This is a genomic window from Marinobacter sp. UBA3604 (genome assembly GCF_002375325.1).
In the GTDB taxonomy this organism is placed as follows: Bacteria; Pseudomonadota; Gammaproteobacteria; order Pseudomonadales; family Oleiphilaceae; genus Marinobacter; species Marinobacter salarius.
Map to the genome: position 1 here is coordinate 1 of NZ_DFMB01000002.1, position 23,227 is coordinate 23,227.

A 23,227-nucleotide genomic window follows, 5' to 3' on the forward strand; every position below is an offset into this window, starting at 1 on the left:
TCAAACTAGAGTGTTGTTGACACCAGCACACCGCCAGGGCCGTGGCGTGGTAGAAAGGCATGCAGACGTACATGCGGTCCTGGCTGTTCAGCCGGACGGCGGCAAAGCCGAAGGAGCCATAGGCCTTCATGAAACGGCCGTGATTGAACACCACCGCCTTGGGCATGCCGGTGGTGCCCGAGGTGTATATGTAAAAACAGGGATCGTCCGGGAAGATGACGTCGACGGTGTCCGGGGATGCATTGGGTGCGCGCCCGGCCAGCTGCATCAGGTTGTGCCAGCCTTCCGGGGCGCTTGCAGGGTGTTTAAGGCCGTCGCTGTCGGCGACGAAATAGCGGTCATCGGCCGTCAGCGAGAGTGTGGACTCCACATCCTGGTACGCCTCGATCAGTTCCTCCCCGACGATCGCCATTTTCGGCTTCACCAGGTTGATACTGTGGCACAGAACCTTCCCCCGCTGTGAGGTGTTGACCAGTGCGCTGACGGCGCCGATCTTGGCGCAACCGGTGATCACCGCCAGAAGTTCGGGGCGGTTTTCGATCATGACGGCAACGGCGTCGCCTTTGCGGATTCCGGCCGACTGCAGGCAGTGGGCAATGCGGTTGGTCCATTCGTCAAACTGGCGGTAGCTGATCTCGCGGCCTTCAAAGGCGATGGCGGTTCCTTCTGGATTCGCGCGTGCGCAATCCTGCAGACACTTGCCCAGCCCCACCGGTTTCGTTTTGTCGGTGGTGTCGCCCACCTTGAGCCCCTTGATCAGACCGGTCACGCCTGAAACGAGTTGGGGGATCTTGGCGGCGAATTGGGGGAAGGTGATCACGTCCTGTCCGCTCATTGCTGGCACTCCGTTTTGCTGTTGTTGTTCATTGAACGATCAGCATCAAATGATAGGGGCTGGAGGCGGTTGCGGTAATGGTTTAATGTCACCAATGACTGGCAATTTGTCTCATAAGGGATCTTGAACTTGGAAATGGGAAATCGGTCACGCCCCACGGTGTCTTCGGCGCTGGTACTGGACCTCTACGACGGCTTGGCTGAGCAGGGCTTTGTGTTTGCGTCAGACCTTGAGGCCATGGGCACCTCGCGTGAGGCCTTGCATGATGTCGACTATCGGCCATCGGCGACGGTTATAGAGGCGTTGTGGAAGCTGGCCCACCAACGCGGCGCGCCAGCTCAGATCGGCTTGCTGATCGGTGGCCGCCTGCACGCCGGAGCGAAGGGGGTGCTGTCCAATCTGGCCCAGACCACGGCGACCCTGCGCGAGGCGATTCTGTTATTCCTGGAATACCTGCCCGTGATGAGCGAGATCGAGACCATCGAGGCGGAAAACCATCCCCGCGGCCTGAAATTGGTCTACGGTTTTCGGGACGCGGCTCACGACCACGAGGCCGCCATCAGCCGCAGCATGAGTGCCGGCGTCACCTGGGCAAGCTACCTGACCGGCACCGTCGTACGTCCCGTCAAGGCGGGCTTTCGCCAGTGCGAAGTGTCCAGCCCCGAGCCGTACCGCGCTATTTTCGGTGAGGACTGCGAGTTTGGGGCCGAGGCGGATTATCTGGTGGTTTCCGAGGAAGATCTGGCTCGGCCTGTTCTCTCTTCCAATCAACTGGTGAAGAACATTCTGCTGGAAAAAGCGGCGAGCATCCGGGAAACCCTGAGCCGCAATGGCTGCGTCTCACAGGCCGTGCAAACGGTGATCGAGGACAACCTGCATCGCGGGGTTGTGACCTCTGCCTTTGTGGCTTCACAGCTCGACATGAGCCGCCAGACACTGCACCGCAAGCTGTCGGCGGAGGGGGTGAATTTTACGGTGCTGCTGTCCGGTGTACGCCAGGCGCGGGCCCGGTATTACCTGGAAAAGAAGCATGACAACCTGGAGGAACTGAGCGGGCTGCTTGGCTACAGCGAGCCAAGCGCGTTTTATAAGGCCTTTAAAGGCTGGTTCGATACGACTCCCCGGCGACTTTCATGAGCCAGGTAAAGATCAATCACCGGGTTGGTGGTGATTATGAGGGACTTTTTGCCCAACCCGTCCGAGAGGTTCATCCGGCGACACAATCCCGAAATTGCGGTGTTCGATGTCGGACGGTCATTGACCTTGCGAACTGAAGCAGTCCAATTCCAATACGAATTGCCGCGTTAACTTTTTCAGCCGCCTTGTGTGTTGGTCGGCCGTGAGAAAGCCTGCCGCATCGAAACAATCTTCTGCATAAGGGATAGAAAGTTGGTCAGGCGAGACAAAGGCACCTACATTCGAGAACAGCTGTCTCGAAGCTTGCAGCCCTCGTACCCCACCTAACTTACCTGGCGAAGCAGACATTAATAACACCGGCTTACGTCGAAACGGTCCCGCTACTAGATGGTCAGGAACAGGTCGTGAAAGCCAATCGACGAAATTCTTCAGTAATGGCGTGAAGAAACCGTTGTATTCGGGGGAGGTGACAATGAAGCCCCTAGCCGTACTAATTTGCTCATGTATAAGACAAAGATCCTCAGGCAATCCATTCCGATCTTCACTATCTCCATTATACAAAGGAATGTTGAAGTTACGCAGGTCTAGGAAAGTCGAAGACACTCCCTCGCTCTCTAATTCATTCACAACAGATTTGGCAAGCATAACATTAATCGAGTGATCACGTAGGCTGCCCGAGAAAACAATAATATTACCAATTTGACTCATGCCGAGGCTCCGTTAGTTAAATTTGAGATCCGGATATATAGCACTGGCCTCGACTATAATCAAGAATTTATCTTATGAGAAAATAATAGCTAAAAAGAGAGCAATTTTTTCCAATACCGTTACGACTCGATTCCGGAGAATGTGCTTAAAAGCGATTCAATGGAGCTGATAGATGAGTGCTACTAACTTCTGGCCACGCGCTACCAAATACGACGTTCATGTGCTTCAACTGGAATATCCGGGAACTCTTAGTGACTCCGCAAGAGCCTTGATAAATGAAACTCTTGTTTTAACAGACGTGCTCAGAGCTAATCAAAACACAGAACATCGTTGGCAAAGCCAAATCACGGCGTTAACGACGCAACGGCTTAAAACTGCCTTTCTATCGCTCTCTACCCACCTTAATGACAAGGACTCTAAACTGGCTCTCGAATGGAGAGCTCAAACGTTCGATGATCAAAATACAAAGAAGGATCTATGTGAGAAAATAGCTCAGATGGACGAAAAAGAACTGGTGTGCTATTCCGGAGCCATGTCGACATGGGTGGGCAAATCCAAAGAGCTTTTTTATTCGACCTTTTACGCAACTCCAAATGAAAACCTTCAAAACGTGTCAAACGTTGTAGACGAGCATATAGATGAGGCTGTTTTAACTCTTAAGAACAACGTAAACCCAGAACTAAAATGCCTGCCGTTCTGTGGATACAAAATTGTAGATCTATTTGCTTCCTCAGGTGAGGCCAACTTATACCCCAAGCACTTCGCATATTTCATGCCTGAAGATGAAGGGGTCAAGTACGCAGGAGCTAAAAGAACAATCGTATTCGCCAACGTTTACTCTGCTTTATTTGATAATATTTCGACACAACGTCTCGCAGTTTATGGCTGGGTCGATAGCGATCTCCCCTCTACAAATAACATTAGCACGTACCTGATCGCCTGGTTTCGGGGACACGATCTTGGTCATTCAATTGTAACCCCTGCAACCAGCTTTCGTGCATTGAGCAAGTGTGACCGGTGGGGCTCAATGGTGCTACAGGAAGCTTTGGCAGACATTTTTGGTCTGCTAATTTGTACTACCAGTTCGATAGTTAATGAACTGAAACTGGACAAAGAAAAATTGGCCCGAGTATATTTGTTGGAGATGCTCCGCTACCTGAGAAGAGGGCCGTACGATTTCCCTGATGCGGGCGCGGCCTACGTCCAGCTCAAATTCTTTATCGAATCGGGCTGCTTGGAGTTAAACAGCAAGGGTGAGATTCATGCTGACCTTGCAGGCTTCTATCCTGCGGTTTTGAGGTTGGCAGGGCATCTATCTGAAAATATTCTTCAGGGCAACATTGAAAGCGCTGAACTTTTCATACGAAGCTATTGCCCACATCACGACGTTGAAAACTGTACCAATATCATGGCGAAGATCGGCGTGATAACTGACACCCTTGAGTATGAACAGAGAATAAGGGAGGTATAAATGGAATTTTTTAATGGCTTCCTATTGAGTCTTTCCTTATGCCTTGATATTGGCATAGCGAATGTTGCAATGATTACTTTAGCGATGCAGCGGGGATATTTCCAAGGCTTCTCTCTCGGTGTTGGTACGTGTATCGGCGATTTAATTTATGCCGTTTTGGCTCTTTTCGGTATGGCTGCCTTGTTGCAGTATGAATCTGTTCGATGGACTCTTTGGATTGGAGGCTCAGCAATTCTTTTGTACTTCACCTTTAAGATGCTTCGCTCTGCCGTCGTTGACAGTCATTCCGTCGAAATTGCGGACAACGGTGCATCGTCAAGTTATCTTCAAGATTTTTCGAAAGGTGTATTCTTGGCGATGTCCTCTCCCACTGCGATACTGTGGTTTGCTGCAGTGGGCGGAGTCATTATTTCACGGTCTGGCGATCAAGGTCTCCAAAGTGCCTCTCTTTTCCTAACCGGTTTCTTTGCGGCTGGTATATTCTGGGCTGGCGTACTCTGTTTTGTCGCTAGTCAAGGAGGAAAGGTACTGGGGGAAAGGCTGCTTAAATACTCATACTATGCTTCAGCTGCCATTTTTGCTTATTTTGCGGGGTACGTCATTATTACAGGTTATGCAGAGTTTCTAGGATAGTTTTATTTCTTGTGATCGAGAGTAAAGGTCAGGTGTCATAGCCATGACCTTTCTAAATGTATTAATAAAATGACTTTGGTCATAGAATCCTAGATCAGCCATCACATCGATTGGTCTAATTCCGTCTCTAATCATTCTTCGGGCCTCAATGAGCCTCAGTTGCATGTGATATTGCACTGGCGCGATTCCGACCTCTTGACGGAATACTCTCACAAAATGGTACTTGCTAAGTCCGACTGATGATGCAAGGGATGAAAGGTCGATCTTTCCATCAAGGCAATCTTTCATGTTGTTTATTGCCATGTTAACCGAGTGCCTTTTGCGCCCGGCAACAGGCTTATCTTCTTCTAATAGTGTGGCTAACAGCCAGAGAATTGACTCTTCCTTGTACTCAGTAGAGTTCCGTGCATTTAGATAGCACTCTTGTATAGCCCTGAAGATTTTTTCGTTTTTTAGGGCGCCCTGTTGCAATACTGGATAAGAGTCTCTGTGAGCAATATTATTTTCTATCGCGACCTTTTTAATTGTTTCCGGATTTATGTGTAGACTGATGAATTCGACACCGTCGCTACAGAATTGTGAGGATTGTATCGCCATTGGGTTGTATACAGTGACATATCCTGCCGGGACAACATAATCCGTGTTGTCAACCCAAACGCTTTCTATTCCTTTAAGATTTGCAGAAATAATATACTCTTCATGTGTGTGTTTCGGATAGGAAGTGCTGATTGCACATACTCTTGAGCACTCAATATCGTCACCAACATAAAAATCCTCAATTCCGATACTCACCAGTAATTCTCCTAGATTTTTTCAAGCTCTTCAGTCCCTTGCGCATGTCCTTACATGCCATACCTAGAGTTGATAAAGCTTACCATGTCCCTGTTGGGAGGGGGTAGGTTGCGCTTTATTGAGCGGGCGGATGCCAAATGGTGACCGAGGTCGACGGCATTTCCACTTTATAATTGGAACTAGGAGGGTCTAAAAAATGGGATCGCCCGTTGCCTTGACGGCATAGAACAGGCAATCGCTCTTCGCAATCACCGGGTTGGTGGTGATCATGAAGGCTTTGAGGGCCTGGGCAGGGTAGATTCGCCCATCCTTGATTTGCAGTACCTGTTCCATGTTCTCGGTCCGGTTGTGGCTGATCGCTGTGAGCACGTCCAGGCCTTTTTGCCCAACCCATCCGAGAGGCTCATCCGGCGACACAATCCCGAAATTGCGGTGTTCGATGTCGGGCGGGAACGTGAGGTCCGCGTGCCCACTGGGCGTTAACCGGTACTCGATAGTCGCATCGGGTGCCAACTCCACTCGAATCGGGTTGCGCAGTACAGCAACGTTCCATTCCGCTTTTTCCAGCGATAGCACGTCTGGCTGTGAGGCATACCGAACAAGCCCTTCGTACGCCAGTTGGTGCGCGTGATTATCCTGAGACCCGCCACACTCGATGGTCACGGTGGGGACCTCCTGCTCGGAATATTCCATCAGGGCACCCAGGCGAAGATCGGTCATGATCAGCCGGTCGGTAAAGAGCGACGCCAGCGCTTGGTGGGCAGCGTCGTTGGTGATGGTCACCGCGAAGGCGGGGCCCGTGCCTGAGGTGTTGTGCACGTCCAGCAGGCATTCGGGGTTGGCTGTCTGAAGCTCGGCGAGCATGGCCTCGGCAATGGCGCCTTCCTCTCCTTCAAACGGTTCTTTGAAGCACCGGTTCAGATCACGCCCGCCTGGCACTTGGCGCAGCGACAATATCGGCGGGATTTTCGCGGGATGGACGCCTCCCAGAAGGAACAACAGGTTGACCTCCGGGGTGTGCTGTTCCATTAGCCATCGGTGAATCGCGAACAGCCCTGAGGGTTCGTTGCCGTGAAGCAGCGTTGCCATGGCCCGGGTCCTAGAGGGATCGCGGCCAGCAACGCGAACCACCGTGGGCCGTTGCAGCCGGTTCAGCCACTCCAGGGGCGAGCGGCCCAGGGTCTGGGGTGACGGGTTGTTGAGATAATCCAGGGTGTTCGAGTGGCTCATGGTGACAAGGTCCATTCGTGCAGTGGTGTGTTTGTCTTCTGATTGCCCATGTAAAGAGACAGCATACTCTTGAACGCCTCGTCGGTAGTCTGGGACCTGAAAAAAGACTCGGTGATCTGGCGCTGCCATCGGGCGCCCGTCATCCTGGTTTGAATGCGGCCTTCGATGATTCCCAGCAGGCGGTGGATCTCCGCCTCGTCCACCGCGGTTCGTTGCAAGGCTTCCCGGGCGCGCGGCAGCAAGTCACGGGCAACGTTCAACAGGGGGGTATCCTGTAACTGTACCTGGTCTTTGTGCGGCCAGATAATGTCTGCATCAATGCCGTATTTGGCGGCTCGATAGAAATTGTGTTCGGTGTAATGAAAGGGAAGTATCGACGTCAGGTGACGGATATCCTCGAGTACCGCCAACGCCGCTCCTATGACGAACAGCCCGTTCGCGCACATATCCACGGCCGTTGGTCCGGCCGGCATGGAACGAATCTCGATGCGCAGAAGGCCGCCTTCGTTGTGATCGAAAATGGCCCGGTTCCAGGGCCACGTAGTGCCATGGTGCAGTCGCAGTTCGGCCAGTTCCGGTACGCCTCCCCGATCAATAACGTCCATCGGATCTTCTTCCGACATCAATGGAAGGATGGGGGGATACAGGGAGGCCGAAGCTGCAAACAGCTCCCAGGCGCTGCGTGCCCAGCCGTTGCCGTAATAGACCCGTGGCGGGTGTTTCCAGGTTCTGTGGTTGGGCGAGCGGCTGTCGACGCACTGTTTGAACAGGGCGATACGGGTTTCGTCCCAGAGGTGGTGGCCGAACAGGCTGGGCGAATTGCTGGCCAGGGCCAGCGCAATGGGCGTCACCAGCTGCACAGCATTGAAATAGTCGGCAAAGCGGTGGGCAGGAACGCGCCAGTGCAGTTGGAACGAGGTGTTCGCCCCTTCCATGGTGACGTCGTCCGCTTCCAGGTCGATGACGTCATTGCCACCAATATGGATGCTGAAGGGCTCTCCCCGTTGTTGGATCAATGCGTTGGATAGCAGATGGTAGCGGGGTTCGTCGGTCATCACCTTCGCGCCCATATCGGACTGGCGCAAGGTGGGTAGAATGCCTATGGGGACCAGTTCGCCATTCAATGGTGCGGCGTGCTGGTTGATTCGCTGCATGGCCTCGAGCAGTTCCTGCTCGGTTCTGGCAAAGGGGGCTCCCTTGAAAGCCTGGGGGCTGAGATTGTATTCAAGATTGAAGCGGTTGAGCTCAACCGTCAGTTGTGGATCCTGAACGCTGGCGGCTATTTCTGTGTTGATCGGCTGAACGCGCAGGTTCGGGTTTACGATGTAGAACTCGACCTCGGCACCGATGGAAGATTTTCCCTCACCAAAGCCGGGCCGGTCCAGAAGGCGGGTGAGTGCGGTAAGGTCCGTTCGCACCTTGGCGGCGAAGCGGTCAAATTCTTCCGTGGTAAATTCCGATTGTTTTATCGACAGTCCCATAGTGGTTGTGTCTCTAGCACTGGCTTACCTTGATAGTAGCGGAAATCGTGGCGAAGGATGTGCCGGGCGGGAGGCTACTAAGCCTGGCAGCGACCTGAGGGTATGCCCGTTTGTTTGATGATGAACTGTTAAATGATGAAGAAGGGTAAAGAATCAGTATAAGGTTGGCATGATTGTACCTATTTAGGTACACTGGCTTTCACCAAGGAAGGGGTTGTATGACAAGGAAAACGGTTAACGTCGTATTTTATAGAACAGCCAATGGTCGAGAGCCGGTCAAAGAGTGGTTACTGAAGCTGGATAAGGATGATCGTTCCGTGATCGGGACGGACCTGAAAACGGTGGAATATGGTTGGCCCCTGGGTATGCCCCTGGTACGTGGCTTTTCCGGTAAAGCCAATGTAGACCTGTGGGAGGTTCGTAGCGATCTCTCAAACAGTCGGATTGCACGAGTCATATTCACGATGTTTCGCGGCGATATGGTATTGCTGAACGGCTTTATCAAAAAGACTCAGAAAACACCGGATCAAGAATTGGCGAAGGCAAGAGATCGAAAGAAAGATCTTGTCTGAATGGGAGCAGGAAAATGACACAGCACAAACACGTTGGCAGCTCTCTCGATGATCTGCTGGAATCCGACGGCACACTTGAGCAAGCAGAGGCCGAGGCATTGAAGCGGGTAATTGTCTGGCAGGTTCAGCAGGCTATGGGGCACACCGGCGTAAACAAGTCCCAGCTTGCCCAGAAGATGCATACCAGCCGGACGGTGGTTAATCGACTTCTTGATGAGAAGGATACCGGTGTAACCATCACAACGCTTGTTAAAGCAGGTCGCGCTTTGGGGATGACCTGGACTTTGCAGGCCGGTGAGGATAACGGATCTGATCGCGCGGCTTGACCGAGGCGGGGAAGCATGCAAATCGGAGTGATCGCAGACACGCACAGCAAAATGCGTCCCGAAGCTCTGGATGTATTGAAAGGCTCGGATCTGATCCTTCATGTCGGTGACGTGGGGCGGGACGAGGTTCTGGAAGCGCTGGAGGCGATCGCCCCCGTGATTGCTATCCGTGGCAATATCGACAAAACAGGCCGCGCAGCGACTCTTCCCGATGTTCAGGATCTGGAATTCCTCGGCCACGCCTTCCATATGCTCCACGATGTCAAAACCCTCCAAATCGATCCGCAGGGCCGTTACCGCGTGGTCATCGCTGGGCATTCCCACAAACCCCGTAGTGAATGGATTGGCGATGTGCTTTATTTCAATCCCGGTGGCGCCGGGCCCCGGCGTTTTACTCTGCCAATTACGGTGGGGCGGCTGCAGGTGAGTGAAGACGGTGTGGTTGGTGAGATTGTTGAACTGCCGGTTTGATCGGTTGGGCAATCCTATCCAGTGACCAGTTCTTCCATGGCTTGCTCGACAACCTCAGCGGTGCGTTCGTTGAAGTTGTGTTTCAGGCCCCGCAACTGGTTGTCGTCAAAGAGAATGTTGATGACTGTCATGAGTCATCTTTTCCTGCCTCGTAAGCATATTATTGTCCCCCGATTCCTTTCAGGATTTCATTTTCGATTTCGTCCCAGCTGAAGTTGTCCAATACCAGTTGAGTAAACAGGTCCGGCTTGGCCGGTGAAGTGAGCATGATGACGGTTTTTTTGGGGCTGAAGGCAATGTAGGCGGTGATTTCACCAACGGTCATCACACTGGTTTGTTTCTCTCCAGCAGGTTCCAGCGTCATTCTGGTAATCCCTTCAAGCTCCTTTCGGAACTCAGGGTCCTCAACCGAACTGAGGTCGCGATTGAAGATGTAGCCGGGCGCCTGGTTCATCTGAATAGAGGGATTGCCCCGGTCCTCAGGTGTCACCACGGTGGCGAAGAGGCCTTTGCGGTCGTCATACAAAATGAGCTCACCGTCGCTACCGATAAAAGATGCGCCCGCAAGCGATTCGAGGGGGAGCGTAATGGGGTGTGCCACGCGGCTGACCGTGACGCCAGGAGCTTCTTTTCGCGGCTCGACCGGGTCAAGCACATTGAGCTTGGGGGAAGATGCACAGGCGACTGCCGAAAGGCAGAACAGCAACGCCAGGGTGGTTGAGCTACAACGGTTCATCGTCCGGTTCCTTTGGAGAAGTTTCAGTCCGTTGGACGAAGGTTACTTTCTGGGCGCGTTGATGGAAAGGGTTGGTTTAGCGTCATATTGCTTAATGTCGGGAAACTAGATCTGTTCCAGTTTCTCGCGGGCCGCTTTTGTTTGAATTTTCTCGTTGGATATTAACGAAAACTGGGACGGAACTATTTCCTCGGCTTTTCCCTCTATTTTTTCCTCCCCCATGCTGAGATGGATTCTTCATATCCATATACCACTCGCGTATAGCCCATAATTGCACCAAATTTCCTGAGGGCTTGTGGCACAAGGCTTATGGGTACTTAACCCTAGGTTCCTAACAAACTTATCCACAGCTTCTGTGAGTAAAGTACGTGGCAATACCGGTTTACCAACGATCCGGTACTGACCAGAATCCTCGATCCTTACGTTTTTGAATGCCTGCTCACTAACGGGCCAGGGTATAACGGGAGCCTCCATGAAAGCTGTACTTGATGCTTATCTGAATACGTCGCTGGTTCTGCGCATTGGTATTGCGCTTGTTCTTGGTCTGATTGTGGGACTGGTGGGCGGGCCCGCAGTGGCCGAATGGCTGGACCCTCTGGGAGAACTGCTGCTTCGGTTGCTGAAGTTCCTGGTTGTGCCGATTGTCCTGTTAACCCTGATGGTGGGAATCAATCAGGCCAATCTTGGCAGTATGGGGCGTGTGGGCCGGAAAATGCTGGGCTTCTATGTGCTGACTTCGGCGTTGGCGATCACGGTGGGGCTGGGTGTCGCGTCTGCTTTCTCGCCTGGCAGTGGCCTGGAATTGACGTCTTCGGAAAGTGTCGAAGTGCCGGAGAATCCGGGCTTTATCCAGGTACTTCTGAACGTTGTTCCCACCAACATGGTTGAGGCCTTTGCCGAGCCGAACCTGCTGGGGATTATCTTCACCGCGATTGTTTTTGGCATTGCCCTGTTGAAGCTGCGGGAGTCAAAGGCTCACGGCGAAGTCGCAGAGCGGGTGTATGGCGTGGTTTCTGGCCTGAACGAGGTCACCATGAAGGTGATGGCCGGGGTGCTCCAGTATGTTCCGATTGGTGTGTTTGCGATTGTGGCCAGCACTGCAGGTGAGCAGGGCATGAACACGATACTGGCCCTCGGGGATATGGTCATGGTGTTGTACATCGCTCTGGCGGTACAGTTGGTGGTCTACGGGGTTCTTATGCGTCTTAATGGCGTTAACCTGATGGACTTCGTTCGCGAGGCCCGGGCTCCGGTCGCCACGGCCTTTGCCACCCAGAGCAGTTCCGGAACGCTGCCCCTGACCCTGAACGCAGCGCGGCGTTTGGGTGTTCCCCAGAGTATCTATGGCTTCAGCTTGCCGCTGGGGGCCACCATCAATATGGATGGAGCCGGCATCCGCATTGCGATTTCTGCAGCCTTTGCGGCCAATGTGATAGGGGTGCCCCTGGACTTTGTCACCATGCTGGAAATCGTTCTGATCGGCACTCTGGCCTCCATCGGTACGGCCGGTGTGCCGGGCGCGGGTATCGTGATGATTGCTACGGTGTTTGCCCAGGTGGGCCTGCCCATTGAAACCGTAGCGCTGCTGGTGTCCATCGATGCCCTTGTGGGTATGGGGGCCACGGCGATGAATGTCACCGGGGATCTGGTGTGCACTTCGGTGATTGCCCGTTCTGAGGATAAATATGAGGCGGTAGAGTCAGGCTCAAGCCAGGAGGTGCCGCAGGAACAGTTGTCCTAGGGCAGCGTGTCAGTGGGAGCCGAGCATCGGCTGACTCACATTGATGCGGCCCCTTTCATGCTGGTCACCTGAGCGACATAGGCGGTGATAAAGGCGGTTTCCTGAAACACCTTCAACCCCGTGTCGGCGAACGCAATCGGCAGTGGGTTGGATGCCAGGGTAGATTTGGTCATTGCCGGGGGCAGCAGGGTCACAGTTAACTCAGTATCGGTGATCAGTTGAAGGGCCGCTTCCATTTTGAAGCTGATGGCGCCGCCGGCAAACTTACCTTTTGGCATCCGCTCCTTGATCGCGACGCGGGTGACCCCGTACTCGGCCATTAACTCCGCAAAGGCCGCCTGAAAACGCTTCAGGTCTTCACGGCTATGATTTTTCGGCAGTGACAGTTTGCGCACCTTGCACTCCGGCAGGTTGAACTGCCCTCTGTCCATATTCAGCAAACACACCACCGCATCGCTGCCCGTCAGTTCAACTCCGCAAACAATCATAGCCATTGTCCTCTGTGCTCCAGTTGTGATCAGCCACGAATGACTTTACCAGCATGCACTTGTCCGATGTGGTTCTTGGCAAACTTTTACAATTGACTACATTTCGCTATTTCATTTTTGCAGTAAAAACATAAGCTTGTGCCGTTGGTCTGACTGACCTTGTCATAACCAGTCTGCAGCAGGCGTTCCTGGTTGGCCGGATAGGGTTCCGTGTAGAGGGGAATCTGATTATCGACGAAGAGATCGACGGTTGCAGCGCAAACGCATAGTTCAGATTCTTGCGCGCTAAGTACCTGGAATTCTCTCGGCCGGCAGTTTCTGTCGGCCTTTTCAGCTCCGAACTCTCAAAGCACGTTTTTGTTGCTCGGCCACAGTGGCCGATGTTTCCTTGGCGAGTAGTTACAAAAATCCTAAGGCGCCGAAACGAAGACTGATTTATGTTTCACGTCGGATGGATTTAGGAAACGAAGCAAGGATGTTTGAGAAATGGATTTGAGCCCGGTCTACCAGCTCCTTATCACTCTACTCTGGTACCTGTTGCCCCTTGCAATCATGCTGGGTGTAATCAAGTCGCCCTGGTTCAAAGGTAAGTTTGGCGAGTTTCTGGTCAACTTCTCCGCCCGGTGGTTACTGGATAAATCCCGCTACCATCTCATCAAGAACGTTACCCTCCCCACAGAGGACGGCACCACGCAGATTGACCATGTTCTGGTGTCGGAATTCGGGGTCTTCGTTGTCGAGACAAAAAACATGAAGGGCTGGATATTTGGTGGCCCTCATCAGCGCTTCTGGACCCAGAAGATTTTCCGCTCCAATCACAAGTTCCAGAACCCGCTGCACCAGAACTATAAGCACGTAAAAACGCTCCAGGCATTGCTCGGGTTAAACGACCATCAGGTGCACTCGGTGGTGGTGTTTGTGGGGGACAGCACGTTCAAAACACCCATGCCGGAAAACGTGACTCAGGGGCTGGGGTATGTTTGTTATATCAAGTCGAAGATTGATCCTTTGCTTAGCCTGGAGCAGGTGGCGGAGGTTCGGGAGAAGGTGGCAGCTGGTCGCCTCAAGGCATCTTTCGCCACCGACCGGGCCCATGCTCACCATGTGAGAAATTTGGTTGCCGAGCGCTACGGTGAAGCGCCTCGTCGGCCGAGTAGGGGACGCCTCAAGTTCTTGGTTTTTCCAGCCTTGATGTTGGGCGTCGGCGCGATCGGAATGAACGCCTATTGGAATTTTGCTTCGCAGGAGATGGCAATAGACACAAAAAGGGTGCCTGAGCACAGGGTTGAAAGCGCACCGCAGCCCACTCGTCACAGACCTGAAAGCGAGCCCAAAACCGATTCACGGACGGTGGAGCCTGAGCCTTCGTCAAGTGCTGTTATTCAGCGTGTTCATCAATCTTCCTCCGAGTTTCTTTTGGCGCGGCAGGAATGTAACTCCCTGATTGCGGCTGCTATTGGTAGCTCGGATCCGCGTCTTCTAAGAGACAGGGACAAGGCGTGTGCTCGGTATAAGGTTTTGCGAGGGGAAGAGCATTGAATCTGAAAGGGTAGCGCCCCTGGGCAAGTAACCTAGTTCAGTCGATAGAATGGACGATCATAATCGAGACTGGTCGGCCGCTGGTCTGGCGAACTGGTTGTGCCTTCTCCTGTGTAGAGAATATTGTTGTTGATGTAAACGACATTGTACTCGTCGATCTCGAAGTCGGCGCCATTGAACTGAGTCACATGCGACGTGAGTTCGGTAGCGGTGAGGCCGGAACTCAGTAAAACGTCTTCACCGAGTGTGAAGTTGCCTGATGAGGTAGGATTTGGAGCTTCCGGTAACGGGGTGGTGCAAGCGCTATCGATGTAGTTCTCGATACTTGTGGCAAATGCGCTGCGGGTGAAAGAGACCGTTACGATATCGTAGTGTGCTTCGCCCTCCACGTGCCCGCATGGTTTCTTCCAGGTGCCCTCGAGGACTGTGACCTGATCGGGTGGCGTCACGGGGCCGCTATCGTCGTTCCCGTCAGACGAACCTGAACCGGGAGTGGTATTTTCGTCGGCTTTTTCCAGGTCGCTCCCACTTCCGCCGCCTCCGCAACCGACCATTAATGCCGAAACAAAGGTGCACGCTAAAATCCTTTTCATCGTTCTGTATCCTTACAATGTTATCTAAATGGAATATTGTTATATCATTATTGCATAAGGTGGGTGGCCGCGATAGACCTGGCTCTCTCTGGAGAGGGCGGCATACTCTCCTGTTCACCAGGTTGAGCCGAGGTGTTCCGATCGCTGGCTTCTGGAGTCAGTGCCGCTGCTGGCTATAATGGCCTACCTCCAACCGTTGCAGAAAACGTTATGCCAATCGAAAAGATTAAGTGGTCAGACGCTGTTGTGAATAAGTTTCAGGTGTTGGTGATTCCATTGCTGTCGTTAATCGCCGGTTGTACCAACATGGCCGGCGATGTCGCCAGAACCATTCATCCGGCGCCGTCGTCTGCTCTGGATGAAAACACGCTGTTTTCCGTTGCCAGTGAGTTCTTCATCGGGAAGGACTATGAGTGTGATGCCAGGCATGACCTGAGTACGCTTAGGTGTGCCAAAGAACTTCGCGATCTTTATATTCACCAGACCCAAGCGGTGGTGCAGATTTATCCCGGCGACGATGTGGCGTATCCCCATACTTTGGTGACGTCTCGATGGGATGAAGGGCTGATTCCGGGTGAGTTTATTTCCAGTGAGTTCACCAATCCCGATGTGACGGCGTTTTGTGAGTATCTTCAGGCGCAGGCGGTGGGGAGTTGTCGATTGTTGACCGAACACGGCTCTGCCCGGGGGCCGGAATGATCAAGCCGAGTTGCTACAGCTGTCGGAAAAAATTTGACCCATCCAAGCTGAGGCTTTCCTACTCAAAAAACTACTGTGAGGGCTGCGGCGTTGGGCTGTTTGGTGGCGACTATTTTCGTTTCGCCAGAAAGCCCGCTCCAACGGCCCGGAAGAACCTGGCTGTTCATGTTGCCGTGCTTCTTTCTGTGGTTGCCGGCTTGTCGTTATGGCTTTTGATGGGTAGGGCGTGACGGCTCCAGCCTATTTGTAGACCTCCCGCAAGGACAGCAAGGTAGAATCCGGAACAACGCCAAGTCTGCGAGTCAGATCGATGGTTTCTTTTTTTGAAACTTCGTGGTATGGTTTCAAAAAAGGAAACAAGGAACGTTTGTGCACATTATTTCAAGAAAACCGTTTAACGATGCTGGCAAGCAGTTTCCCAATGATCGGGAGGCTCTGGTGAATACCTACACCACGTTGCGAAATGGACGGTTTGAAACACCTGAGCAGCTGCGCAAGGTGTTTCCGTCCCTGGACAATTTTAAATACCGGGACAAATGGTGGGTTATCGACATCGGCGGTAACAATCTTCGGCTGATTGCCTTCATTGAATTTCGTGATAATCGCATGTACGTAAAACACATTTGCAGCCACGCCGAATACGACCGGCTTACTGACAAATACCGTCGCAATAAGGAGTGAGGCTTATGTTATCGCCTGCTTTTGTTGAGATCAGAGAAGCGCTATCTCAGGTGCCTTTTGTGGCACATATTGAGACTCAGGACGACTATGAGCGAGCGTTGGAGCTGATGGACCAGTTGGTGGACGACTACGACGCCAACAGGCTTCTCATTGAGGTTCTGTCTGTCAGCATTGAGCGCTGGGAGGACCAGGCTACAGAGTTTTCCGACTTTAATGCCGCTGTTGCTGAAACGGACAGGGGGATTGCGGTGCTGAAAACCCTGATGGCTCAACACGGCCTAGGGGTTGCTGATCTACCGGAGTTGGGTTCAAAAGGCAATGTGAGCAAAATTCTCAATGGTGCTGAAGGAAAGAAGCTGACCCGCAAACACATGGAGGCCCTAGGCAAGCGGTTTGGGGTGTCTCCGGTACTGTTTTTCTAGGATGCCCGCGTATTCTGGAGCCCCTTTCAAACTCCGCCCCTACCAACGGGAAGCCGTCGACGCCACGCTGAATCATTTCCGCAGATCCGATGAGTCTGCCGTCATCGTGCTGCCAACCGGCGCCGGCAAAAGCCTGGTCATTGCCGAGCTGGCCCGTCTAGCCAAGCGTAAAATTCTGGTGCTGACCCACGTCAAAGAACTTGTGGAGCAAAATCACGCCAAATACCAGAGTTATGGGTTGGCCGGCGGCATCTTCTCCGCCGGGCTGAAGCGCAAGGAAAGCCACCATCAGGTGACGTTTGCCAGTGTGCAGTCGGTATCGGCGAATCTGGATCAGTTCCGGGATGAATACTCGCTGGTCATCATCGATGAGTGTCATCGGGTCAGCGGCGATGAAACCAGTCAGTATCAACGCATCATTGAGTTGCTACGGCAACAGAATGACGCCCTCAAAGTGCTCGGGCTGACCGCTACGCCCTACCGTCTGGCCATGGGTTGGATCTATCGCTATCACTACCGGGGCTTTGTTCGCGGCTCTGTTGACGAGCAGGACAAGCCCTTTCAGCACTGCATTTACGAACTGCCGTTGAGCTATATGATCAATCGGGGGTATCTCACCCGGCCCGAGTTGGTGAATGCGGCAGTGGCGCAATACGATTTCTCCGCGCTGGCTCGGGACCGCTTTGGCGAGTATGCCGAGAAGGACGTCAACCAGCTGCTGAGCAAACACAAGCGTGTGACCCGCGCGATCATTGAGCAGGTGATGGAACTGGCCGCTGAGCGCCAGGGAGTGATGATCTTTGCGGCCACGGTGGAGCATGCGAGGGAGATCACCGGTTATCTTCCTGAATATGAGACCGCTTTGGTAACTGGCGCGACCGATCAGAAAGATCGGGACATGCTGATTCAGCGATTCAAGCAGCGGCAGTTGAAGTACTTGGTGAACGTGTCCGTGCTCACCACGGGCTTTGATGCGCCCCATGTGGACGTTATTGCCATTCTTAGGCCTACCCAGTCGGTCAGCCTGTATCAGCAGATCGTGGGCCGTGGTCTTCGCCTGGACGAGGGCAAGCAGGATTGCCTGGTGATTGATTACGCGGGCAACCACGTGAATCTGCATCATCCGGAGGTGGGCGAACCGAAACCGAACCCGGACAGTGAGCCGGTGCAGGTATTCTGCCCGGGCTGTGGCTTTGCCAATATCTTCTGGGGCAAAACAGACAGTGAAGGCCGTGTGATCGAGCACTACGGGCGCCGTTGTCAGGGGCTTCTGGAGCCTGTGGACGGAGACGAGCCTGCTTCGCAGAAAGGTCGCCTTGAACAGTGTGATTACCGTTTTCGCTTCAAGGAGTGTCCCCACTGCGGTGGCGAGAACGATATTGCCGCCCGCAACTGTCACCGATGCCAGAAAGCCATTATCGACCCGGATGATCAGCTGAGAGATGCGCTGAAGCTCAAGGATGCCATGGTGATCCGTTGCGCTGGAATTGCACTCAGTGTTGATGGAAACAAGCTGAGAGTGACCTATCACGGCGAGGACGGGGAGGAACTCAGGGAGTCGTTTGATTTCAGCAAGCCTGGCCAGCGCACCGTTTTCAACAAGCTGTTCGGGCGGCGTTTCGCGAACGGCCGAGCGCCGAAAACATTCAGCAAGGCGGAGGAAGTACTTGAGAGCCAGGCCTTGTTGCCAGCGCCGGATTTTGTTGTTGCCCGCAAGCAGAAGCATTATTGGCAGGTGCAGGAGCGGATTTTTGATTATCAGGGGAGCTATCGAAAGGCGAATGAGGCTTAAGCCCGCTTTTTCTGCCCCGATTTTCGCTCCTGCAGTCAGCGCCGCCGCCAGCTATAATGGCCTACCATTTATCTTTGTAGAGAACCCTATGCCAATCGAAAAGAATCAGGTGGTCCTGTTTCACTACAGTGTCCGTGATGAACAGGGCAACGAAGTTGAGAATTCCCGTGGTGGCAAGCCGAACGCCTACCTGCATGGCCACGGCGGTGTTATCCAGGGTCTGGAAGAAGCCCTGGAAGGTCGCGAGGCTGGCGATACGTTCAGCGTTACCGTCACTCCGGAAAAAGCCTATGGCCCGCGCAAGGCCGATGCCGTGCAGCGCGTGCCGGTCAAGCATCTGATGGGGGCCAAACGCTGGAAGCGGGGCATGATCGCCCAGGTGCAAACCGAACAGGGCCCGCGCCATGTGGTCGTCGCCAAGGTCGGCCTCAAATTTGCCGATGTCGACACCAACCACCCGATGGCCGGTAAAACCCTGACCTTCGATATCGAAGTGATCGAAGTACGTGCCGCCGATGCGGAAGAGATAGCGCACGGCCACGCGCATGGGCCGGGTGGGCATCACTGAAGATTAAAGAGGGCGTAGATGCAAATTGGTGTGATCGCAGATACCCACAGCAAAATGCGCCCCGAAGCGTTGGAGATTTTGAAAGGCTCTGACGTGATCCTTCACGACGTCAAAATCCTCGACATCGATCCGCAAGGCCGTTACCGCGCGGTGATCGCCGGCCATTCCCACAAACCCCGCAACGAATGGATCGGCGATGTACTTTACTTTAATCCCGGTGGCGCCGGGCCTCGCCGCTTTACCTTGCCGATCACGGTGGGGCGGTTGGAGGTGAGCAAAGACGGTGTGACCGGTGAAGTCATCAAACTGTCGGTTTAATCAGTTGGGAAATCTGTGTGGGTATCAGAACTGAGACTCGTAAGTTGGGGGCCGGCATCTGAAAAAAGGTCAATACATCGCGTTTACTACCGACCCGAAGCCCAACTGCCACGGGCCAGGTCCATGGCCCGGTTGACTTCATCGGCAGGGATGTCGCCCGGCTCGCCTTTTTCTATCGGGTCATAGTGGAACACGTACAGTCGGGAGACGAACTCGGCTACCGGTAAGGAGGCTTCGCCGAAGAGTTCACCGTGGCCATGGGTGGAGGTGATGACGCCCTGGCCCCAGTTCTGGCCGCTGTCGTTGTTGGGGTTGAAAAAGTAGACGCGCATGGTCTTGTCGGGGTCCATGGCGAGCCGTTGGATGGTGATGGCGTGCCAGCCGAGAAAGCGCGTGGCGCTGTCGGTCACCGCGATACCGGCCGGCTGTGGATTGATCACGGGAATGTTGCCGTTATAGAACGGGTGATAGGCGGCGTAGAAATCCCGGACAAACCCTTCGAAGTCTTTCAGGCCGCCGGTGAAAACGTCCACGGCGATGCGAAATCCGTGGCCGACGTGGTCGCCGTGAAACTCGGCATTGACCCATTTATGGGGATCCTCTCCGCGGCCAATACTGCGCCGCCCCATTTCAAAATAGATACGGTCCAGATGCGGCACGGTCAGCAGGGATACGGCGTCGACATCCACGGGCGGTTCGGTTGCCAGTCCGGCGCCAAGCTCCTTTGAAGAAATGCTGTTGCCTTCGAAGCGCATAACGATCTCATCGTCCCGCGCTGCCCAGGCAAGGATGCGCAGCAGTTCTGCCGGCATGTTGTACGCCCACATGGACAGGGCGCGGGTGGACTGGCAGGTCGGGTAGTTGCCCTGGCCCACGCCCAGTGGCCGCCCCAGCACGTTGAGTACGTCGGCAAGCAAAAAACATTCGGGGGAGTGGCTGCTGCCGAAGACCGTCGCGATCTTCTCGGCTGCGGCGTCACAAAGCGTCATGCGTATCTGGCGCCACAGGGATGGCGCTACCGGTGGCGAGTAAAGAATGCCCCGCTCCAGCATCATGGCCAGGCCGTAAGTGCATTGACTGGTTTCCGGAAACACGGCGTCGTCGATCAGGCGGTGAATCAGTGCAGGGTAGCAGTGGAATGCATCGGCACCGGTGTAGCTCAACCCGAGGGCTGTGGGGATCAGGGCGTTCCAGCGCCCGCGCAGGTAGCGTATGAACACCGGCATGTAGGCCGACACCAGGCCGGTGTTGTGCATGGCCTGGGCAAAGGCGATGGCTTCCTGCATCAGGGCGGCATCGTCCATGTCCGCCAGTCGTTCGGAATAGACTTCAAAACCGGGGTCTTCACGGCAACCTTCAGTGGGGCTGAATACGGCGTTGATCAGTTGCAGGGCGTCGTCGCCGACTTCTCCGCCCAGGGCATCGGGTTTTTCCAGGCAGACGGCAATCTGGGTCACCATGTGTTTGACGCCCTCAACCTGCACCGGGCGCTGCTCCAGAATCCGCCAGACTTCGGCCACCAGGTGCTCCAGCAGGTTATCGTATCCCAGATGCTGGAGCAGGTAGTGATACAGGTTCTGCACGGCATGGCCGAGCTGATCGGGCCGCAGCCGGTCGCTCTCCTGCAGGTCATCACTGACCACCAGGTCCAGGTTCATCGCCATCACCTGGGCGAGGAAATTATGGGCATGTTCCGCCGAGATAGAAGCGTGGACGTAGTCGCCTTTGGTGACCGCCAACAGGCGAACCTGACTCAGGCATTCGACCAGTGTTGCGGTGGGCTCCCCGTGGCGGACCGTACGCGCAGCCAGGGAAGGCACCAGTGTCTGGGGGTAGTCCCAATCGCTGCCACCAAAGAACCCGGCGGATTCAATGGCCGGAACGCGTTCGTAGATTGCGTCCAGCCCTTCGGGGCTGAGCACCAGGGGCCTTGCCGCATCAATTACTTCGAATACGGGCGAAACGCCCTCGATCGCGTTGATTGCAGCAAGGCGGCTAACGGCATCGTCAAATGCATTTACAAGTTCCGTTGGCGCGCGGCTGTTCTGGTTTTCGGTTTCTTTTTTTTGTCTGGCCATACAACCATCCTTGAGCCAACCTCGGACTGTGTCAACCTGGACTGTCGAAAACATCCGTGCCCACCGGTTGGCTGAAGCCAGGAACCTGTTGGTCCACCATTTCGGATAGGATCAATGGCTGATGATTGGTAAACAGGCTGACGTTAACCTACATATCATTATGAGCAAGAGATCCGATAAAGTGACGCCCACCCCCACAACAAAAGAAGAGCAGACACCTGATGGCTGAATCCTTTGGTACCGAGCTGGTTGAACAGCTCCAGCGAAATATTGGCGATGCCTTCCTGGCCGTGTCAGGTGAGGATTTGGACTGGGGCGCGCTTGTCGTACAGATGCTTGGCCAGTTGTTGGTCTCTGTAATCTATCTTGGGGTGTTTTTCGGGATCTATCTGGTGGTGACCGGTGCTATCCGGCTGGTCTTGGGCAAGCAGCGGGCCAAAACACCTCTGTTCATTCAGGTGCGAAGCACTCTGCGTTATCTGGCCGGGTTAGGGGCGCTGGTCTTCATTCTTGCACAGTTCGGGACGTCTCCTGAGGTTCTCAAGGCGATGGCGAGGGCGGGCTTTATGGCCCTCGGTTTCTATGTGGCCTGGCTGGTTCTGGCACGCCTGATCAAGGACAGCATGGTGCGCTACAAAATGGATCCTTCGATTCGTCAGCTGGTCGAGAACCTGTTTTCGGTGGTCGTCTCAGCGCTGGCTGTGGTGACGGTGCTCGCCCAGTTCGGTTTCGATGTGGTTTCGATTGTGGCGGGGTTGGGGATCGTCGGTATCGCCGTTGGCTTTGCGGCGCAATCAACCCTCTCCAATTTCATTGCCGGTATCACCCTGCTGATTGAGAGGCCGTTCCGCATTGGTGATTGGGTGACCATCAACGGGCAAGACGGCAAAGTGGTCAAGATTGCCTTGCGCACCACCTGGCTGCGCACCCGGGATAATATCTTCGCGATGATTCCAAACGACAGTGTGGCGTCATCCGACATCATCAATTACAGCGCAGAAGGGGTCACCCGCCTGAATATCCCGGTGGGCATTGCTTACAAAGAATCCGCGAAGGCCGCGAGGGATGTTCTGATGCCGGTTCTGCTGACGGACCCTGAAGTTTTACAGGGTGCTGGTATGGAGCCCCGTGTTCTGCTTAAAAGCCTGGGCGATTCTTCAGTGAACCTTGAAGCCAAGGTGTGGATTACTCCCGATAATCTGGATGTGCAGCCCAGAATCATGGCTGATGTTCTGGAACAGATGAAAGAGGCGCTGGATGCCGCCGGCATTGAGATTCCTTTCCCTCATTTGCAACTGTTTATAGATGATGCAAAAGGGCTCAAGCCGGTTCTGGAGCCCCTCTACAGCAAGAGGGAAGCTAACGGATAACTCCTTGCTCCCCCCCCCCTCCTCTCTCCCACGCCGGGTGACGTGAACCCTGTTATGACAATGGTGACACTCTCGTGATCATTCCGTGATGATCTGGTCGGCCCATGCAGCGCACTATTTGTTCAGGCGGGAAACACATGCTGAATGGTTGCCTGCCGCTCCGAACTCATAGATGAAAAGGAAACAGATATGAACACGATGCTAAACGGTGCCCGCATTGCAGCTCTCGCCGCCGCCTTCGCGACTTCAGGAATGGCGTATGCCGCCGAACCACCTGCTGGCTCCAGCGGTGCAGCGGTTTCCGGCAGCGATAAAGTGCATTGCTACGGGGTGAACTCATGCAAGGGAACGGCCGACTGCAAAACCACCGAAAACGCCTGTAAAGGACAGAACGCGTGCAAGGCCCAAGGTTTCAAGGGGATGTCGGCAAGCGACTGTCTGTCGGAGGGTGGTGTGATTGGCGATCTGGGCTGAATAGGCCAGGTCAAATGTGTTTGTCCGGAGGCGTGTTTCGGCGCGCCCCGGGTTTTCAACGGGAGATTTAAC

Annotated in this window: 25 protein-coding genes; 16 read left to right on the forward strand and 9 right to left on the reverse strand. The window is 54.1% G+C overall.

The window, feature by feature from the left end:
• Nucleotides 1-835, reverse strand: an 835-nt coding sequence (locus B2590_RS00230; RefSeq protein ID WP_286811917.1) for an AMP-binding protein, incomplete at its 3' end; no start/stop codon positions are given.
• 135 nt (nucleotides 836-970) lie between these two features.
• On the opposite strand from B2590_RS00230, the gene B2590_RS00235 reads away from it, so the two are divergent.
• The gene (locus B2590_RS00235; RefSeq protein WP_286811916.1) at nucleotides 971-1,972 is read left to right on the forward strand and encodes an AraC family transcriptional regulator; all 1,002 of its coding nucleotides are present in this window, start codon (nucleotides 971-973) and stop codon (nucleotides 1,970-1,972) included.
• Nucleotides 1,973-2,089: 117 nt separating this feature from the next.
• Here B2590_RS00235 and B2590_RS00240 read toward each other — a convergent pair whose 3' ends face one another.
• On the reverse strand, nucleotides 2,090-2,680 hold the full coding sequence (locus tag B2590_RS00240; RefSeq protein ID WP_286811915.1) for an NADPH-dependent FMN reductase: 591 nt from the start codon (nucleotides 2,678-2,680) through the stop codon (nucleotides 2,090-2,092).
• 172 nt (nucleotides 2,681-2,852) lie between these two features.
• Between B2590_RS00240 and B2590_RS00245 the strand changes: the two genes are divergently transcribed.
• Both B2590_RS00245 and B2590_RS00250 read left to right on the forward strand, forming a co-directional pair.
• A complete protein-coding gene (locus tag B2590_RS00245; RefSeq protein ID WP_286811914.1) occupies nucleotides 2,853-4,151 on the forward strand; it encodes a hypothetical protein in 1,299 nt (432 codons plus the stop codon).
• Nucleotides 4,152-4,784, forward strand: coding sequence for a LysE family translocator (locus B2590_RS00250; protein WP_286811913.1), 633 nt, complete (start codon nucleotides 4,152-4,154; stop codon nucleotides 4,782-4,784).
• Here B2590_RS00250 and B2590_RS00255 read toward each other — a convergent pair.
• From B2590_RS00255 to B2590_RS00265, 3 genes are all read right to left on the reverse strand, one after another.
• Complete coding sequence (locus B2590_RS00255; protein ID WP_286811912.1) at nucleotides 4,776-5,576, reverse strand: AraC family transcriptional regulator; 801 nt, start codon at nucleotides 5,574-5,576, stop codon at nucleotides 4,776-4,778. The genes B2590_RS00250 and B2590_RS00255 overlap by 9 nt on opposite strands.
• A gap of 189 nt (nucleotides 5,577-5,765) precedes the next feature.
• Nucleotides 5,766-6,806 (reverse strand): succinylglutamate desuccinylase, encoded by a 1,041-nt coding sequence (locus tag B2590_RS00260; protein WP_286811911.1) that lies wholly within the window; start codon nucleotides 6,804-6,806, stop codon nucleotides 5,766-5,768.
• The gene (locus tag B2590_RS00265) at nucleotides 6,803-8,287 is read right to left on the reverse strand and encodes a hypothetical protein (RefSeq protein WP_286811910.1); all 1,485 of its coding nucleotides are present in this window, start codon (nucleotides 8,285-8,287) and stop codon (nucleotides 6,803-6,805) included. Before B2590_RS00265 ends, B2590_RS00260 begins: the two co-directional genes overlap by 4 nt.
• 218 nt (nucleotides 8,288-8,505) lie before the next feature.
• Here B2590_RS00265 and B2590_RS00270 point away from each other — a divergent pair, with 218 nt between their 5' ends.
• Genes B2590_RS00270 through B2590_RS00280 form a run of 3 tightly spaced genes read left to right on the forward strand, consistent with a single transcriptional unit; the run spans nucleotide 8,506 to nucleotide 9,656 of the window.
• Nucleotides 8,506-8,859, forward strand: coding sequence for a type II toxin-antitoxin system RelE/ParE family toxin (locus B2590_RS00270; RefSeq protein WP_286811909.1), 354 nt, complete (start codon nucleotides 8,506-8,508; stop codon nucleotides 8,857-8,859).
• A gap of 14 nt (nucleotides 8,860-8,873) precedes the next feature.
• Nucleotides 8,874-9,185 (forward strand): helix-turn-helix domain-containing protein, encoded by a 312-nt coding sequence (locus B2590_RS00275; protein WP_286811908.1) that lies wholly within the window; start codon nucleotides 8,874-8,876, stop codon nucleotides 9,183-9,185.
• Between the two features lie 15 nt (nucleotides 9,186-9,200).
• Nucleotides 9,201-9,656 carry a metallophosphoesterase family protein gene (locus B2590_RS00280; protein ID WP_286811907.1) on the forward strand — a complete coding sequence of 152 codons (456 nt, stop codon included), beginning with the start codon at nucleotides 9,201-9,203 and terminating at the stop codon, nucleotides 9,654-9,656.
• Nucleotides 9,657-9,816: 160 nt separating this feature from the next.
• Here the strand turns inward: B2590_RS00280 and B2590_RS00285 are convergent, their stop codons facing one another.
• A complete protein-coding gene (locus tag B2590_RS00285; protein WP_286811906.1) occupies nucleotides 9,817-10,392 on the reverse strand; it encodes a hypothetical protein in 576 nt (191 codons plus the stop codon).
• A 472-nt stretch (nucleotides 10,393-10,864) separates the two neighbouring features.
• On the opposite strand from B2590_RS00285, the gene B2590_RS00290 reads away from it, so the two are divergent.
• On the forward strand, nucleotides 10,865-12,133 hold the full coding sequence (locus tag B2590_RS00290) for a dicarboxylate/amino acid:cation symporter (RefSeq protein ID WP_286811905.1): 1,269 nt from the start codon (nucleotides 10,865-10,867) through the stop codon (nucleotides 12,131-12,133).
• 35 nt (nucleotides 12,134-12,168) lie between these two features.
• Here the strand turns inward: B2590_RS00290 and B2590_RS00295 are convergent, their stop codons facing one another.
• Nucleotides 12,169-12,621, reverse strand: a complete 453-nt coding sequence (locus tag B2590_RS00295; RefSeq protein ID WP_286811920.1) for a DUF3010 family protein — start codon at nucleotides 12,619-12,621, stop codon at nucleotides 12,169-12,171.
• 486 nt (nucleotides 12,622-13,107) lie between these two features.
• Between B2590_RS00295 and B2590_RS00300 the strand changes: the two genes are divergently transcribed.
• Nucleotides 13,108-14,160 (forward strand): nuclease-related domain-containing protein, encoded by a 1,053-nt coding sequence (locus B2590_RS00300; RefSeq protein ID WP_286811904.1) that lies wholly within the window; start codon nucleotides 13,108-13,110, stop codon nucleotides 14,158-14,160.
• A 32-nt stretch (nucleotides 14,161-14,192) separates the two neighbouring features.
• Here the strand turns inward: B2590_RS00300 and B2590_RS00305 are convergent, their stop codons facing one another.
• Entirely contained in the window at nucleotides 14,193-14,753 is a 561-nt protein-coding gene (locus B2590_RS00305) for a hypothetical protein (protein WP_286847770.1), read from the reverse strand.
• 246 nt (nucleotides 14,754-14,999) lie between these two features.
• Between B2590_RS00305 and B2590_RS00310 the strand changes: the two genes are divergently transcribed.
• The 6 genes from B2590_RS00310 to B2590_RS00335 all read left to right on the forward strand — a co-directional run bounded on the left by B2590_RS00310 (nucleotide 15,000) and on the right by B2590_RS00335 (nucleotide 19,233).
• A complete protein-coding gene (locus B2590_RS00310) occupies nucleotides 15,000-15,452 on the forward strand; it encodes a hypothetical protein (RefSeq protein ID WP_273623861.1) in 453 nt (150 codons plus the stop codon).
• Nucleotides 15,453-15,821: 369 nt separating this feature from the next.
• Entirely contained in the window at nucleotides 15,822-16,133 is a 312-nt protein-coding gene (locus B2590_RS00315) for a type II toxin-antitoxin system HigB family toxin (RefSeq protein ID WP_007152747.1), read from the forward strand.
• A 59-nt stretch (nucleotides 16,134-16,192) separates the two neighbouring features.
• Complete coding sequence (locus B2590_RS00320; protein ID WP_286847772.1) at nucleotides 16,193-16,555, forward strand: helix-turn-helix domain-containing protein; 363 nt, start codon at nucleotides 16,193-16,195, stop codon at nucleotides 16,553-16,555.
• A gap of 1 nt (nucleotide 16,556) precedes the next feature.
• A complete protein-coding gene (locus B2590_RS00325; protein WP_286847774.1) occupies nucleotides 16,557-18,347 on the forward strand; it encodes a DEAD/DEAH box helicase in 1,791 nt (596 codons plus the stop codon).
• An 88-nt stretch (nucleotides 18,348-18,435) separates the two neighbouring features.
• Complete coding sequence (locus B2590_RS00330) at nucleotides 18,436-18,915, forward strand: FKBP-type peptidyl-prolyl cis-trans isomerase (RefSeq protein ID WP_007152743.1); 480 nt, start codon at nucleotides 18,436-18,438, stop codon at nucleotides 18,913-18,915.
• A gap of 18 nt (nucleotides 18,916-18,933) precedes the next feature.
• Nucleotides 18,934-19,233: a metallophosphoesterase family protein gene (locus B2590_RS00335; protein WP_286811901.1), complete on the forward strand. Its 300-nt coding sequence runs from the start codon at nucleotides 18,934-18,936 to the stop codon at nucleotides 19,231-19,233.
• Nucleotides 19,234-19,319: 86 nt separating this feature from the next.
• Here B2590_RS00335 and B2590_RS00340 read toward each other — a convergent pair whose 3' ends face one another.
• On the reverse strand, nucleotides 19,320-21,311 hold the full coding sequence (locus B2590_RS00340) for a hypothetical protein (RefSeq protein ID WP_286811900.1): 1,992 nt from the start codon (nucleotides 21,309-21,311) through the stop codon (nucleotides 19,320-19,322).
• Between the two features lie 221 nt (nucleotides 21,312-21,532).
• Here B2590_RS00340 and B2590_RS00345 point away from each other — a divergent pair, with 221 nt between their 5' ends.
• A complete protein-coding gene (locus B2590_RS00345) occupies nucleotides 21,533-22,681 on the forward strand; it encodes a mechanosensitive ion channel family protein (protein WP_286811899.1) in 1,149 nt (382 codons plus the stop codon).
• A gap of 189 nt (nucleotides 22,682-22,870) precedes the next feature.
• Nucleotides 22,871-23,155, forward strand: a complete 285-nt coding sequence (locus tag B2590_RS00350; protein WP_075197073.1) for a hypothetical protein — start codon at nucleotides 22,871-22,873, stop codon at nucleotides 23,153-23,155.
• The last annotated feature ends 72 nt before the right edge of the window (nucleotides 23,156-23,227 follow it).